Raw genomic sequence first — 15,878 nt, 5'->3', positions numbered from 1 at the left:
CACCCGGCGGTGTGCGACCTGGCCGACCAGCCCACGTTCCGGGGCTTGCTGATCCGCACGGCGCCCGACCGGCACCGGTTCGTGCTGACCATCCACCACATCGTCGTCGACGGCTGGTCGCTGCCCGTCCTGCTGCAGGAGGTCTTCGCCAGCTACTACGGCGAGCGGCTGCCCGCCGCCCCGTCGTACCGCAGCTTCGTGACCTGGCTGACCAACCAGGACCGCGCCGCCGCGCAGGCGGCGTGGGCGCAGGCGCTGGCCGGTTTCGAGACCCCCACCCTGGTCGGCCCGCCCGGGCAGATCGGCCGTCGTGGCGTTGCCGCCTTCCACGTGCCCGCCGAGACCACGAAGGCGCTCGGCGAGCTGGCCCGCTCGTGCCGGACCACCATCAGCACCGTGCTGCAGGGTGCGTGGACGCAGCTGCTGACCTGGATGACCGGCCACCATGACGTGGCCTTCGGCACCGCGGTCTCCGGACGGCCGACCGAACTGCACGGCTCCGACTCGATGGTCGGCCTGCTGATCAACACGGTGCCGGTGCGGGCGACGATCACCGCGACCACCACCGTCGCCGACCTGCTCGACCAGCTACAACACCTGCACAACGACACCGTCGACTACGAGCACCTGGCGCTGCCCGAGATCCACCGCGTCACCGGTCACGACCAGCTGTTCGACACCCTCTTCCTCTACGAGAACTACCCGATCGACGCGGGCGCGCTGCTGGGCGTCCACGAGCTGGCCGTCACCGACTTCAGCAGCCGGGAGTTCAACCACTACCCGCTGTCGGTGGTGGCCTCGCCCGGTCACGAACTGAGCTTGCGCGTCGAGTTCGACACCGAGGTGTTCAACCGCGCCGCCATCGACACGTTGATCGAGCGGCTGCAGCAGGTGATGGTGGCCATGACCGCCGACTCCTCACGGCGGCTGTCCTCGATCGACCTGCTCGACGCCGCCGAGCACCACCGGCTCGACGACTGGGGCAACCGCCCGGTGCTGGCCGAGGCGGCGCCCAAGCTGGCGTCGATTCCGGAGCTGTTCGCCGCCCAGGCGGCCCGCGCGCCGGAGGCGGTGGCCATCACCTACGGCGACCGGTCGTGGACCTATGGCGAGGTCGAGGAGTCCGCGAACCGGCTGGCGCACCTGCTGGCCGGCCGGGGCGCCGGCCCGGGGGAGCGCGTCGCGGTGCTGTTCCCGCGCACGGCCGAGGCCGTCGTGGCGATCCTGGCGGTGCTCAAGACAGGGGCGGCCTACGTGCCGGTCGACCCGACGGTGCCGGACACGCGCATGCAGTTCGTGCTCGGCGACGCCGCGCCGATCGCCGCGGTCACCACCGCGGAGGTGCGGTCGCGGCTCGACGGCTCGAACCTGGACATCATCGACTTCGACGACCCCGCCGTCGCGAGCCAGCCCACCGACGGGCTGCCCGCGCCGTCGCCCGAGGACATCGCCTACATCATCTATACGTCCGGCACCACCGGCACCCCCAAGGGCGTCGCGGTGCCGCACCGCAACGTCACCCAGCTGCTGGAGTCCCTGGACGCACAGCTGGCGTTGGGGCAGGTGTGGACGCAGTGCCACTCGCTGGCCTTCGACTTCTCGGTGTGGGAGATCTTCGGGTCGCTGCTGTACGGCGGCCGGCTGGTGATCGTGCCCGACGCGGTGGTGCGTTCACCCGAAGAGCTGCACGCGATGCTGGTCCGCGAACAGGTCAGCGTGCTGAGCCAGACGCCGTCGGCGTTCTACGCGCTGCAGACCGCCGACTCTCTCGCGCCCGAACTCGGCCAGCAGCTCAAGCTGCAGACCGTGGTGTTCGGCGGCGAGGCGCTCGAGCCGCAGAAGCTGGGCAAGTGGCTGCACCACCATCCGGGGCTGCCGCGGCTGATCAACATGTACGGCATCACCGAGACCACGGTCCACGCGTCGTTCCGGGAGATCGTCGACGGTGACGTGGACAGCAACGCCAGCCCCATCGGCGTCCCGCTGGCCCACCTGGGCTTCTTCGTCCTGGACGGCTGGCTGCGGCCGGTGCCCGAGGGCGTCGTCGGCGAGTTGTATGTCGCCGGCCGGGGCCTCGCGTACGGGTACGTGGGCCGCTCGGGGCTGTGCGCGACGCGGTTCGTGGCGTGCCCCTTCGGCGGTGCCGGCGCGCGCATGTATCGCACCGGGGACCTGGTGCGCTGGGGCGCCGACGGCCAGCTGCAGTACATGGGGCGCGCCGACGAGCAGGTCAAGATCCGCGGTTACCGCATCGAACTCGGTGAGGTGCATGCGGCCCTGGCCGCCCTGGACGGCGTCAACGAAGCGGCGGTGATTGCCCGCGAGGACCGCCCCGGCGACAAGCGGCTGGTGGGCTACGTGACCGGCACCGCCGACCCGGCCGAGATCCGCAACCAACTCGGGGAGCGGCTGCCCGCCTACATGGTGCCCACGGCCGTGGTGGTGCTCGAGGCGCTGCCGCTGACCGTCAATGGCAAGCTGGACACCCGCGCGCTGCCGGCGCCGGAATACTCCGACGCCGACCACTACCGGGCGCCGGGCACGGCCATCGAGGAGATCCTGGCCGGCATCTACGCCCAGGTGCTGGGGGTGGAGCGCGTCGGCGTCGACGACTCGTTCTTCGACCTCGGCGGCGACAGCATCCTGTCGATGCAGGTCGTCGCCCGCGCCCGGGCGGCCGGTGTGGTCTGCCGCCCGCGCGACATCTTCGTCGAGCAGACGGTGGCCCGGCTGGCCCGGGTCGCCGGACTGGCCACCGACGACGACGTGGTCGACGAGGGCATCGGCCCGGTGGTCGCCACCCCGATCATGCGGTGGCTGCACAGCGTCGACGGCCCGGTCGAGCAGTTCAACCAGACCATGGTGGTGCAGGCGCCGGCCGGGGTGGGCGAAAGCGACGTGGTGCTGATCCTGCAGGCTTTGCTGGATCGGCACGCCATGCTGCGGCTGCGAGTCGACGACGACGGCGAAGGCGGCTGGTCCCTGCGGGTGCCCGAGGTCGGCGCGGTCGACGCCGCGGGGTGTGTGCACACCGTCGAGACCCTGTCCGACACGGCACTGGCGGCCGCGCGCGACCAGCTGAACCCGGCCAGCGGCGCGATGCTGCGCGCGGTGTGGGTGCCCTCCACGGGCCAGTTGGCGTTGGTCATCCACCACCTGGCCGTCGACGGCGTGTCGTGGCGAATCCTGTTGGAAGACTTGAACATTGCCTGGGCACAGCACCACAGCGGCCAGCCGTTGGCGCTGCCGGTGGGCGGGATGTCGTTCGCCCGGTGGTCGTCGCTGCTGGCCGAACACGCGCGCCGGCCGGAGGTTGTCGACACCGCCGAGGCGTGGCGGCAGATCGCATCGACGCCGGCGCCGCTGCCCGCGGTGGCGCCCGACATCGACACCTTCGTCAGCGCGGGACAGCTGTCGGTGTCGCTCGACGCCGACACCACCCGGTTGTTGCTGGGCGAGGTTCCCGCCGCGTTCCACGCCGGGGTGCAGGACATCCTGCTGATCGCGTTCGGGTTGGCCTGGGCGCAGTTCGTGGGCACCGGCGCGCCGATCGCCATCGACGTCGAGGGCCACGGCCGCCACGAGGAGCTGGGCCCGCACGTCGACCTGTCCCGCACCGTCGGGTGGTTCACCACCAAGTACCCCGTCGCGCTCAAGGTCGGCGGCCTGTCCTGGGGTCAGGTCGTCGCCGGTGAGGCCGAGCTGGGGGCGCTGGTCAAGGACGCCAAGGAGCAGCTGCGTGCCCTGCCGGACGCGCTGACCTACGGGTTGCTGCGCTATCTGAACCCGGACGTCGAGCTGGACGGCTCGGACCCGGTGATCGGGTTCAACTACCTGGGCCGCCTGGGCGGCGCCGCCGACCTCTCCAGCGACTTCTGGCGCCTCGACCAGGACAGCCTGGCATTTGCCGGGGCGGCGACGGCGGTGCCCATGCCGCTGCCGCACACCGTCGAGCTCAACGCCGGCACCCTGGACACCGCCGCCGGCCCGCTGCTGCAGGCCAACTGGACGTGGGCGCGCTCGGCGCTCGACGAGGTCCAGATCGGGCGGCTGAGCGAATTGTGGTTCGACGCCCTGAGCGGCATCTGCAGCCACGTCCGCAGCGGTGGCGGCGGGCTGACCCCGTCGGACCTGGCCCCCGCCCGGCTGACCCAGCGCGACATCGACGAGCTGTGCCAGCGCTTCGCGATCGCCGACGTGTTGCCGCTGACCCCGCTGCAGCAGGGCCTGCTGTTCCACACCGGCACCGCGCACGGGAGCGACGACCTGTACGCGGTGCAGCTCGACATCAGCGTGAGCGGTGCGCTCGACCCGCACCGGCTGAGCGACGCCGTGCACGCCGTCATCAAGCGGCATCCCAACGTGGTGGCGCACTTCATCGAAGACTTCGGCGAGCCCGTCCAGGTGCTCTCGGCCGACCCGCCGCTGGCGTGGCGGTACGTCGAACTCGACGCCGAAGACCTCGAGCCCGAAGAGCAGATCCAGCAGCTGTGCGCCGCCGAGCGCGCCGCGGTGTGCGACCTGGCGGAGCGCCCGCCGTTCCGGGCCGCGCTGATCCGCACCGCGGACAACCGGCACCGCTTCGTGCTGACCAACCATCACATCGTGCTCGACGGGTGGTCGAAACCCCTTCTGCTGCAGGAGATCTTCGCCGCCTACTACGGGGTGCCGCTGCCCGCCCCGGTGCCTTACCGCAAGTTCGTCGATTGGTTGGCCGCGCAGGACCGCGGCGCCGCCCAGGCGGCGTGGCGGCGGGTGCTGGCCGGCTTCGACACCCCCACGCTGGTCGGGCCGCCCGGCCGGATGAGCCTCGGGCCGCGGGCCGTCTCGTCGTTCCAGATGTCGGCGGAGACCACCCGGGCCCTCGGCGAGCTGGCCCGGTCGTGCCACACCACCGTCAGCACCGTGCTGCAGGGCGCGTGGGCGCAGCTGCTGATGTGGCTGACCGGCCAGCACGACGTCACCTTCGGGACGGCGGTCTCCGGCCGCCCGACCGATCTGGCCGGCTCGGACCAGATGGTGGGGCTGCTGATCAACACGGTGCCGGTGCGGGCCACGATCGGCGCCGAGACCACCATCGCCGACCTGCTCAACCAGCTACAAAGCGCCTACAACGACACGCTCGAGCACCAGCACTTAGCGCTGAATGAGATCCATCGTGTAACGGGACACGACCAATTATTCGACACCATGTTCGTGTATGAGAACTATCCAATCGATACCGCCGCGTTATCGACCGTCGACGAACTGGCCATCGACGGTTTCACGAACCGGGAATTCAACCATTACCCGCTCTCGGTGCAAGCCGTGCCGGGTCACGAACTGGGTCTTCGCGTCGAATTCGATACAGAAGTCTTCGACACGGGCAGAATCGAGAGGTTGATAGAGCGGTTCCGGCGCGTGCTGGAAGCCATGACCGCAGATGTGGAGGAGCAGTCATGACCGTCGGTGCAGGGCGGCGATTGTTGTCCATCGACTTGCTCGATGGCGGCGAGCACGACCGCCTCGACGAGTGGGGCAACCGGGCGGTTCTGACCGCGCCGGCGACGGGTGCTGTCTCGATCCCGGCGTTGTTCGCCAAGCAGGTCGCCCGCGTCCCGGAGGCTCCGGCGCTGACGTTCGACGGCCGCACGCTGACCTACCGCGAACTCGACGAGGCCGCCAACCGGCTGGCGCACCTGCTGGCCGAGCACGGCGCGGGCCCCGGCGAAAGCGTGGCGCTGCTCCAGTCGCGTTCGGCTGAGGCGATCGTGTCGATCCTGGCCGTCCTCAAGACCGGCGCGGCCTACCTGCCGATCGACCCGGCCGTCCCGGCGTCCCGGATGGAGTTCATGCTCGGCGACGCGGCCCCGGTCGCCGCGGTGACGACGGCCGAGCTGCGGCCGCGCCTGGACGGGTTCGACCTGCTGGTCGTCGAGGTCGACGACCCGGCGGTGGCCGAACAGCCCACCTCGGGGCTGCCCGGGCCGGCCCCCGAGGACATCGCGTACATGATCTACACCTCGGGCACCACCGGAACGCCCAAGGGCGTGGCGGTCACCCACCAGAACGTCACCCAACTGCTGAAGAAGCTGCCCGCCGACCTGCCGGAGGCCGGCGTCTGGTCGCAGTGGCACTCGCTGGTGTTCGACGTGTCGGTCTGGGAGATCTGGGGTCCGCTGCTGCACGGCGGGCGCCTCGTCGTGGTGCCCGAGTCGGTGGCCGGCTCCCCGGACGACCTGCACGCGCTGCTGGTCGCCGAGAAGGTCACCGTGTTGTGCCAGACCCCGTCGGCGGTGGGCATGCTGTCGCCGGACGGCCTGGATTCGACCGCGCTGATCGTGGCGGGCGAGGCCTGCCCGGCCGAGGTGGTGGACCGGTGGGCGCCGGGGCGCGTGATGATCAACGCCTACGGCCCGACCGAGGGCACGGTGTACGCATCGATGAGCGCGCCGCTGACCGCCGAGTCGGGGGCGCCGACGATCGGCTCCCCCGTGCCGGGGGCCGCGCTGTTCGTGCTGGACAAGTGGCTGCGACCCGCGCCGGAGGGCGTCGTCGGCGAGCTGTACATCGCCGGTCGCGGCGTGGCCTCCGGGTACGTGCGCCGGGCGGGTCTGACGGCGTCGCGCTTCATCGCGTGCCCGTTCGGGGCGCCGGGGACGCGGATGTACCGCACCGGCGACCTGGTGCGCTGGGGCGTCGACGGCCAGCTGCAGTACCTGGGCCGGGCCGACGAGCAGGTCAAGATCCGCGGCTACCGCATCGAGCTCGGCGAGATCCAGACCGCGCTCGCGGCGCTGGACGGCGTCGAGCAGTCGGCCGTGATCGCCCGCGAGGACCGCCCCGGCGACAAGCGACTGGTCGGCTACATCACCGGCACCGCCGACCCGGCCGAGATCCGCGCCCGGCTCGGCGAACGGCTGCCCAAATACATGGTGCCCGCCGCGATCGTGGTGCTGGAGGCGCTGCCGTTGACCGTCAACGGCAAGCTCGACAAGCGGGCCCTGCCCGCCCCCGAGTACCAGAAGACGACCGGTGAATACCGCGCCCCGACCACAGCCGTCGAACAGACCCTGGCCGCCATCTACGCCCAGGTCCTCGGCCTCGAGCGGGTGGGCGTCGACGACTCGTTCTTCGACCTCGGCGGCGACAGCATCCTGTCGATGCAGGTCGTCGCCCGCGCCCGCGCCGCCGGCGTGGTGTGCCGCCCGCGCGACGTCTTCGTCGAGCAGACCGTGGCCCGGCTGGCCCGGGTGGCCGGCGTGGCCTCCGACGACGACGTCGTCGACGAGGGCCTCGGCGCGGTGGTCGCCACCCCGATCATGCGCTGGCTCCAGCAGGTCGACGGCCCCACCGACCAGTTCAACCAGACCATGGTCGTGCAGGCCCCCGCGGGCGTCACCCGCGAGGACGTCCAGGTGGTGCTCCAGTCGCTGCTGGACCGGCACGCCACCCTGCGGATGCGGGTGGACGACGACGGCGCCGGCGGCTGGTCGCTGCACGTGCCCGAGGTCGGCGCGGTCGAGGCGGACGCGTGCATGCACACCGTCGACACGTTGTCCGACGCGGCGCTGGTGGCCGCGCGTTCGCAGCTCAACCCCGCGGCGGGCATCATGCTGCGCGCCGTGTGGGCCGAAGCCACGGCCCAGCTGGCGCTGATGATTCACCACCTGGCCGTCGACGGGGTGTCGTGGCGAATCCTGTTGGAAGACTTGAACATCGCCTGGGCCCAGCACCACAGCGGCCAGCCGGTGGCGTTGCCGACGGGCGGGACGTCGTTCGCCCGGTGGTCGGCGATCCTGGCCGAGCACGCCCAGCGCCCCGACGTCGTCGCCCAGGCCGACGCGTGGCGTGAGGTCGCCGCGACCCCGGCGCTGTTGCCGGCGGTGCGCCCCGACCTCGACACCTACGAGACGGCCAAACAGCTGTCGGTGTCGCTGGACGTCGACACCACCCGGATGCTGCTGGGTGAGGTGCCCGCGGCGTTCCACGCCGGGGTGCAGGACATCCTGTTGATCGCGTTCGGGTTGGCCTGGGCGCGGTTCGTCGGCACCGGCGCGCCGATCGGCATCGACGTGGAGGGCCACGGCCGCCACGAGGAACTGGGTCCGCACGTCGACCTGTCCCGCACCGTGGGCTGGTTCACCACCAAGTACCCGGTCGCGCTGACCGTCGGCGAGCTGGACTGGGCGCAGGTGATGGCCGGCGACCCCGCGCTCGGCGAGCTGGTGAAGAAGGCCAAGGAACAGCTGCGCGCCCTGCCCGACCCGCTGACCTACGGGCTGCTGCGGTACATGAACGCCGAGGTGGACCTGGAAGGGTCCGACCCGGTGATCGGGTTCAACTACCTGGGCCGCCTGGGTGCGGCCGCCGACCTGCCCGGCGAGATGTGGCGGATCAGCCAGGACAGCCTGTCGTTCACCGGCGCCGCCAGCGCGGCGCTGCCCATGCCGTTGATGCACACCGTCGACCTCAACGCCGGGACCATGGACACCGAGGCCGGCCCCCACCTGCAGGCCAACTGGACCTGGGCGCCCTCGGCGCTGGACCACGAGCAGGTCAGCCGGTTGAGCCAGTTGTGGTTCGAGGCCCTCGCCGGGATCTGCGCGCACGTGCGCAGCGGCGGCGGCGGCCTGACCCCGTCGGACGTCGCCCCCGCCCGGCTGACCCAGCAGCAGCTCGACGACTTGTGCCAGCAGTACGCGGTCGCCGACGTGTTGCCGTTGACCCCGCTGCAGCAGGGGCTGCTCTTCCACGCCAGCTTCGCGCACGACCTCGGCGACGATGTGTATGCGGTGCAGCTCGGTATCACCGTGACCGGTGACCTCGATGCGCACCGGTTGCGTGAGGCCGTCCACACCGTCGTCGAGCGGCATCCGAACCTGGCGGCCCGGTTCTGCCCGCAGTTCGGCGAGCCGGTTCAGGTCATTCCTGCCGACCCGGTGATGGCATGGCGTTACGTCCAGCTCGGCTCGGAAGACCTGGACCCCGAGGAGAAGATCGAACAGCTCTGCGCTGCCGAGCGCGCGGCGGTCAGCGACCTCGCCCACCGGCCGGCGTTCCGGGCCGCGTTGATCCGCACCGCCGACAACCGGCACCGGTTCGTCCTGACCAACCATCACATCGTGATGGACGGATGGTCGCTGCCGATCATGCTGCGGGAGATCCTGACCAGCTACTACGGCGAGCGGTTGCCCGCGCCCGCGTCCTACCGCAGCTACCTGAACTGGCTGACGGCCCAGGACCGCACGGCCGCCCGGGCGGCGTGGGCCGTGGTGATGGCCGGCTTCGACACCCCCACGCTGGTGGGTCCGCCGGCCCGGCTGGGGCTGGGTCGGCGCGGCGTCGAGTCGTACCGGCTGCCCGCGGAGACGACGCGCGCGCTGGGCGAGTTGGCCCGGTCCTGCCACACCACGATCAACACCGTGCTGCAGGCTGCCTGGGCGCAGCTGCTGATGAGGTTGACCGGCCAGCACGACGTGGCCTTCGGCACTGCGGTGTCGGGCCGGCCCGCCGATCTGGTCGGCGCCGACTCGATGGTGGGCCTGCTGATCAACACGGTGCCCGTGCGCGCCAACGTCAGCGCGGGCACGACGGTGGCCGAGTTGCTGCAACAACTGCAGCGCGCCCATAACGACACGATCGAGCACGAGCACCTGGCGCTCAACGAGATTCACCGCGTCACGGGACACGACGTGCTGTTCGACACCCTGTTCCTGTACGAGAACTACCCGATCGACACCAGCGTGCCGCTGGGCTTCCACGAGCTGGCGATCACCGATGTCACCAACCGCGAATACAACCACTACCCGCTCTCGGTGATGGCGCTGCCGGGCCGTGAACTGGGCCTGCGCGTCGAGTTCGACACCAGCGTCTTCGACACCGCCGGGATCGAGTCGCTGATCGAGCGCTTCCAGCGGGTGTTGGGGGCGATGACCGCCGACTCCAGCCAGCGGCTCTCGGTCATGGATGTGCTGGACGGCGACGAGCGCGCCCGCCTCGACGAGTGGGGCAACCGGGCGGTGCTGACCGCGCCGGTGCGGGCGGCGAAGTCGATCCCGGCCCTGTTCGCCAGGCAGGTGGCCCGCGTGCCGGAGTCCGTGGCGCTGACGTTCGAGGGCCGCTCGATGACCTACCGCGAGCTGGACGAGGCCGCGAACCGGTTGGCCCACCTGCTCGCCGCGCACGGCGCGGGCCCGGGCGAAAGCGTGGCGCTGCTGTTCTCCCGCTCGGCCGAGGCGATCGTCGCCATCCTGGCGGTGCTCAAGACGGGGGCGGCCTACCTGCCGATCGACCCGGCGGTTCCGGCGGCGCGGATCGAGTTCGTGCTCACCGACGCCGCGCCGGTCGCCGCCGTGACGACCGCCGACCTGCGGTCGCGGCTGGACGGCTCCGACCTGCTGGTCATCGACGTCAACGACCCGGCGGTGGACACCCAGCCCGCCACGGCGCTACCGGCACCGACGGCCGCGGACATCGCGTACCTGATCTACACGTCGGGCACCACGGGTGTCCCGAAAGGTGTGGCAGTCACCCACCTCAACGCCACCCAACTGCTGGAGAAGCTGCACGCCGACCTGCCGGCCCCGGGCGTGTGGGCGCAGTGGCATTCGCTGGTGTTCGACGTCTCGGTGCACGAGATCTTCGGCGCGCTGTTGCACGGCGGCCGGCTGGTCGTGGTGCCCGAGTCCGTGGCCGGCTCCCCGAAGGACCTGCACGCCCTGCTGGTCGCGGAGAGCGTGACGGTGCTCAGCCAGACCCCGTCGGCCGTGGGGATGCTCTCGCCCGAGGGGCTGGAAGCGACGGCGCTGGTGGTCGCCGGGGAGGCCTGCCCGCCCGAGGTGGTGGACCGGTGGGCGCCGGGCCGGGTGATGATCAACGCCTACGGCCCGACCGAGGGCACGGTGTACGCGGCGATGAGCGCGCCGCTGAACCCGGACACGGGAGCCCCGATCGGCTCCCCGGTCCCGGGGGCGGCGCTGTTCGTGCTGGACAGGTGGCTGCGTCCGGCGCCGCAGGGCGTCGTCGGCGAGCTCTACATCGCCGGTCGTGGTGTGGCGGCCGGTTATGCGCGCCGCTCTGGCCTGACGGCCTCGCGGTTCGTGGCGTGCCCGTTCGGGGCGCCAGGTGCGCGCATGTATCGCACCGGGGACCTGGTCCGCTGGGGCGCCGACGGCCAGCTGCAGTACCTGGGCCGGGTCGACGAGCAGGTCAAGATCCGTGGCTACCGCATCGAGCTCGGCGAAATCCAGGCAGCCCTGGCCGGTTTGGACGGGGTGGAGCAGGCGGCGGTGATCGCCCGCGAGGACCGCCCCGGCGACAAGCGGTTGGTCGGCTACATCACCGGCACCGCTGACCCGGCCGAGATCCGGGCCCAGTTGGGCGAAAGGCTGCCGGCGTACATGGTGCCGGTTGCGGTGGTGGTGCTGGACGCGCTGCCGTTGACGGTCAACGGCAAGCTCGACAAACGGGCCCTGCCCGCCCCCGAGTACCAGAAGACCGGCGGCGAATACCGGGCCCCGGCCACCCCCGTGGAAGAGACCCTCGCCGAGATCTACGCCAACGTCCTTGGGCTGCAGCGGGTTTCGGTCGAGGACTCGTTCTTCGACCTCGGCGGCGACTCGCTGTCCGCCATGCGGGTGATCGCCGAGATCAACACGGCCCTCGACGCCAACCTCTCGGTGCGCACCTTGTTCGAGGCGCCGACGGTGCGCCGCCTCGGCCAACGGGCGGAGCACGATGCCAGCGGCGCGGACGAAGCCGAGGGTGGGGAGGCCAGCTTCGCCTCCGTGCATGGTCGTGACGCCACCCAGATCTACGCGAGCGATCTGACGCTGGAGAAGTTCATCGACGCGGCGACGCTGGGTGGCGCACCGTCGCTGCCCGGCCCGAGCTCGGAGGTGCGGACGGTCCTGTTGACCGGGGCGACCGGTTTCTTGGGCCGTTACCTGGCCCTGCAGTGGCTGGAGCAGCTGGAGCTGGTGGACGGCAAGCTGATCTGCCTGGTGCGGGCCGGCTCGGACGAGGAGGCGCGTCAGCGGCTGGAGAAGACCTTCGACAGCGGGGATCCGAAGTTGCTGCGGTATTTCCAGGAGTTGGCCGCCGATCACCTGGAGGTCATCGCGGGCGACAAGGGTGCGGCGAACCTGGGCCTGGATGAGCCGACGTGGCAACGGCTGGCCGACACCGTCGACCTGATCGTGGACTCGGCGGCCCTGGTCAACGGCGTGCTGCCCTACAGCGAGCTGTTCGCCCCCAACGTCGCGGGCACCGCCGAGCTGATCCGGGTTGCCCTGACGAGCAAGCTGAAGCCCTACGCCTACGTGTCCACCTCCGACGTCGGCCGCCAGATCGACCCGGCGGCATTCACCGAGGACGCCGACATCCGGGTCATCAGCCCCATCCGCAAGATCGACGGCAGCTACGCCAACGGCTACGGCAACAGCAAGTGGGCCGGCGAGGTGTTGCTGCGCGAGGCCCACGACATGTGCGGGCTGCCGGTCTCGGTGTTCCGCTCCGACATGATCCTGTCCGACACCAGCTACGCCGGCCAGTTCAACCTGTCGGACATGTTCACCCGGATGGTGCTGAGCCTGGTGGCCACCGGCATCGCGCCGCGCTCGTTCTATCAGCTGGATGCCGAGGGCAACCGGCAGCGGGCGCACTTCGATGCGCTGCCGGTGGAGTTCGTCGCCGAGGCGGTCACCACGCTGGGCGCCCAGGTGATGCAAGGGTTCGAGACCTATCACGTGATGAACCCGCACGACGACGGGATCGGCATCGATGAGTACGTCGACTGGCTGATCGAGGCCGGCTACCCGATCGAGCGCATCGACGACTTCGGCGAGTGGCTGCAGCGGTTCGAGGCCGCCCTGCGCGAACTGCCGGAGCACCAGCGCAAGCACTCGGTCCTGCAGATGCTGCAGGTGCCGGGCTACAACCAGCTGCAGGCGCCGGAGCCGGCCCGCGGGTCGTTCGCCCCGACCGACCGGTTCCGCGCCGCGGTGCAGGAAGCCAAGATCGGCGCCGACAACGATATCCCGCACATCACGGCGCCGGTGATCGTCAAGTACGTCACCGACCTGCAGCTGCTCGGCCTGCTCTAAGCCGCACACCGTGGATTGGGACGGCCCCGCGGGGCCGTCCCAATTCTTAGGTCGGTTTGGAGCCGTAAAACATCCTTCTCGTATCTTTTGCGGCGACTTCCCTGAATATCTGACGGGTTCCTGGGAGTTTTTAGAAACCCCTAGCGCTTGATCGTGATCTTCCGTTAACCTTTCGGACTGTTGCACCTATGTTGACTAAGTTGACGGAGATACTGGGGTCGGCCCGCTCCATGGCGACAGCGGCAGATCCGCCTTCTTAGCGGCGACGAGCGGCAACAGCGGCGAGGATCCGGCACGGACCACGCCGCGTGTGTCAACTACATCAAGCGGGACCGAACAGGCATTGCGGAGGAGTTCGGTCGAGCGGCGCCGGCAACCGGGGGTTTCAAGGGTGAGCCCTATGGTTGGGAAGTCGGATGGAGCTTGGTGACCGGGCACTTCCGCCTACTCGCGGGCAACTAGACATCTGGCTCGCGCAGGAGACCGGCCACTCCGGCACGGAATGGCAGATCGGCCTCTTCGTCACCATCAACGGCAGGGTTCACCGTGATGCGCTGAAGTGGGCGATCCGACAAGCGCTGGAAGAAGCCGAACCCATCAGGGCGTCGTTCGTCGAGGCAGACGGCCAGGTCTTCCAACAGGCGGTCGACTACCCCGACGTCGAGGTCGCGTTCCATGACCTCACCGGCTCCCGCGATGCCGTCACGGAGGCCCGGCGGACGGCGTTGTCCATCCAGCGGACGCCCATGTCGCCCACGGGCCCGCTGTTCCGGTTCGCCCTCTTCCAGACCCGCGCCGACCAATTTCACCTGTTCGCGTGCTGCCACCACATCGTCATCGACGGAACCGGTGTCGCCCTCGTCGGGCACCGCATCGCCTCCATCTACTCGGCCATCGTTTCCGCCGCGCCCATCCCTCCGGCCGTCTTCGGCTCGCTGCAGGATCTGATCGCCTGCGAGTCCGGCTACGAGGCGTCCGGCGATTACCGGGACGACGAGGCCTACTGGACGCAGCACCTGCCCGCCAACGACGCGGCCCACCATCGGGCGCCGCGTGCCACGGGCGAGCGCGATCCGTGGCCGTCCGCGCCGGTCGCCTTGGACACCGGCATCCTTCGCCGGGTCAACAACCTCTCCCAGGTGTGGGGAGTCTCCCAGACGTCGGTCATCACGGCCGCGTGCGCGCTGGTGGTGCGGGAGTGGAGCGGAGACGGCTCGGAGGTGGTGCTCGACTTCCCCGTCAACAGGCGCGTCCGTCCGGAGTCGAAGACCCTGCCAGGCATGGTCGCCGGTGTGGTGCCGCTGGTGCTGGGCGTCTCGCCAGAGCTCACCGTCGTCGAGTTCTGCCGACACGTGGATGCACGGGTCCGGGAAGCGGTTGAGCACCAACGCTTTCCGGTGCAAGCGCTGGAACGCAAAACCCGCGGCTCGGCGGGGCCGCCCGAACGGGTGAGCGTCAATTTTCTCCCGTCCGCGTTCACCCTGCCCTTCGGCGGCGTCACAGCCTCGGCGTCGTACACCAACTCGGGGCAGGCAACTGGTTTCGGTTTGATCTTTTCCACCGACGGCGACCAGCTGTTCCTCAGTACGGCGGGCGCGTGGGAGCCGTTCGCCAGCCTCGGCGTCTCCTATCTGGCGGGCCGCCTGGAGCGGGTGTTGGTGGCGTTGACGTCGGATGCGACGCGGCGGTTGCGGTCCATCGACGTGCTCGACGAGACCGAGCGGGTGCGCCTGGACGAGTGGGGTAATCGGCCCGCCCTGGGCCCGGATGGGCCGCCGGCGGTGTCGATTCCTGAGCTATTCGCGGCTCAGGCGGCTCGCACGCCCGAGGCTCCCGCCGTTTCGTGCGGGCAGCGGTCCTGGTCGTACCGCGAGGTGGACGAGGCATCGAACCGATTGGCGCACTGGCTCATTGGGCGCGGCGTGGGTCGGGGGACGCGGGTGGGCCTGTTGGCGGAGCGGTCGGGGGAGGCGGTGACCGCGGTGCTGGGCGTGCTCAAGGCGGGGGCCGCCTACGTGCCGATTGATCCGGCGTCGCCGGCGGACCGGGTGCAGTTCATGCTCGCCGACGCCGCACCGGTGGCGGTGATCGTTTCCCCGGGCCTGCGGCCGCGGTTGGATGGGTCCCTGGACGTCGTGGTCGAAATCGACGATCCGGCGATCGAGGGCCAACCGTGCGACCCGCCGGTCGGGCCGGCCGCAGACGACGTGGCGCACGTGATCTACACGTCCGGCACGACGGGCGTGCCCAAAGGGGTGGCGGTCACGCACCGCAACGTGACGCAACTGTTCGAGGCGCTGGCCGGTGATGGATTGCTGGCGGCGGGACAGGTCTGGTCGCAGTGCCATTCCCTGGCCTTCGATTTTTCGGTGTGGGAGATCTGGGGTGCGCTCTTGCACGGGGGCCACCTGGTGGTGGTGCCCGACGCCGTGGTGCGGCGCGCGGATGACCTGCACGCGTTGTTGATTGGGCAGCGGGTGTCGGTGTTGACCCAGACACCGTCCGCAGTGGGGGTGTTGTCCCCGCAGGGGCTGGAGGCGGCGCTGGTGGTGGGGGCCGAGGCGTGCCCCGCGGCGGTGGTGGACCGGTGGGCGCCCGGGCGGGTGATGGTCAACGTCTACGGGCCCACGGAGACCACGATGTGGGTGGCCAAGAGTGCGCCGTTGGTGGCGGGCTCGGGGGCGCCGCCGATCGGGTCGCCGGTGGCCGGCGCGGCGTTTTTCGTGCTCGACGGGTGGCTGCGGCCGGTGCCGCCGGGGGCGGTGGGTGAGCTGTACGTGGCCGGGGCCGGAC

Annotated in this window: 1 protein-coding gene and 1 pseudogene; both read left to right on the top strand. The window is 70.6% G+C overall.

The genetic code is table 11. The features are described 5' to 3' along the window. A pseudogene (locus tag A5713_RS29660) lies at positions 1-13,085 on the top strand (amino acid adenylation domain-containing protein); the annotation flags it as partial. A 416-nt stretch (positions 13,086-13,501) separates the two neighbouring features. Beyond that, positions 13,502-15,878, top strand: a 2,377-nt coding sequence (locus A5713_RS07725; protein WP_156751793.1) for an AMP-binding protein, incomplete at its 3' end; no start/stop codon positions are given.

The sequence above is a fragment of the Mycobacterium sp. E2497 genome (assembly GCF_001668695.1).
Taxonomy (GTDB): domain Bacteria; phylum Actinomycetota; class Actinomycetes; order Mycobacteriales; family Mycobacteriaceae; genus Mycobacterium.
Note: the sequence above shows the minus strand (reverse complement) of the source record. Positions and strands in the feature narration are given on the sequence as shown.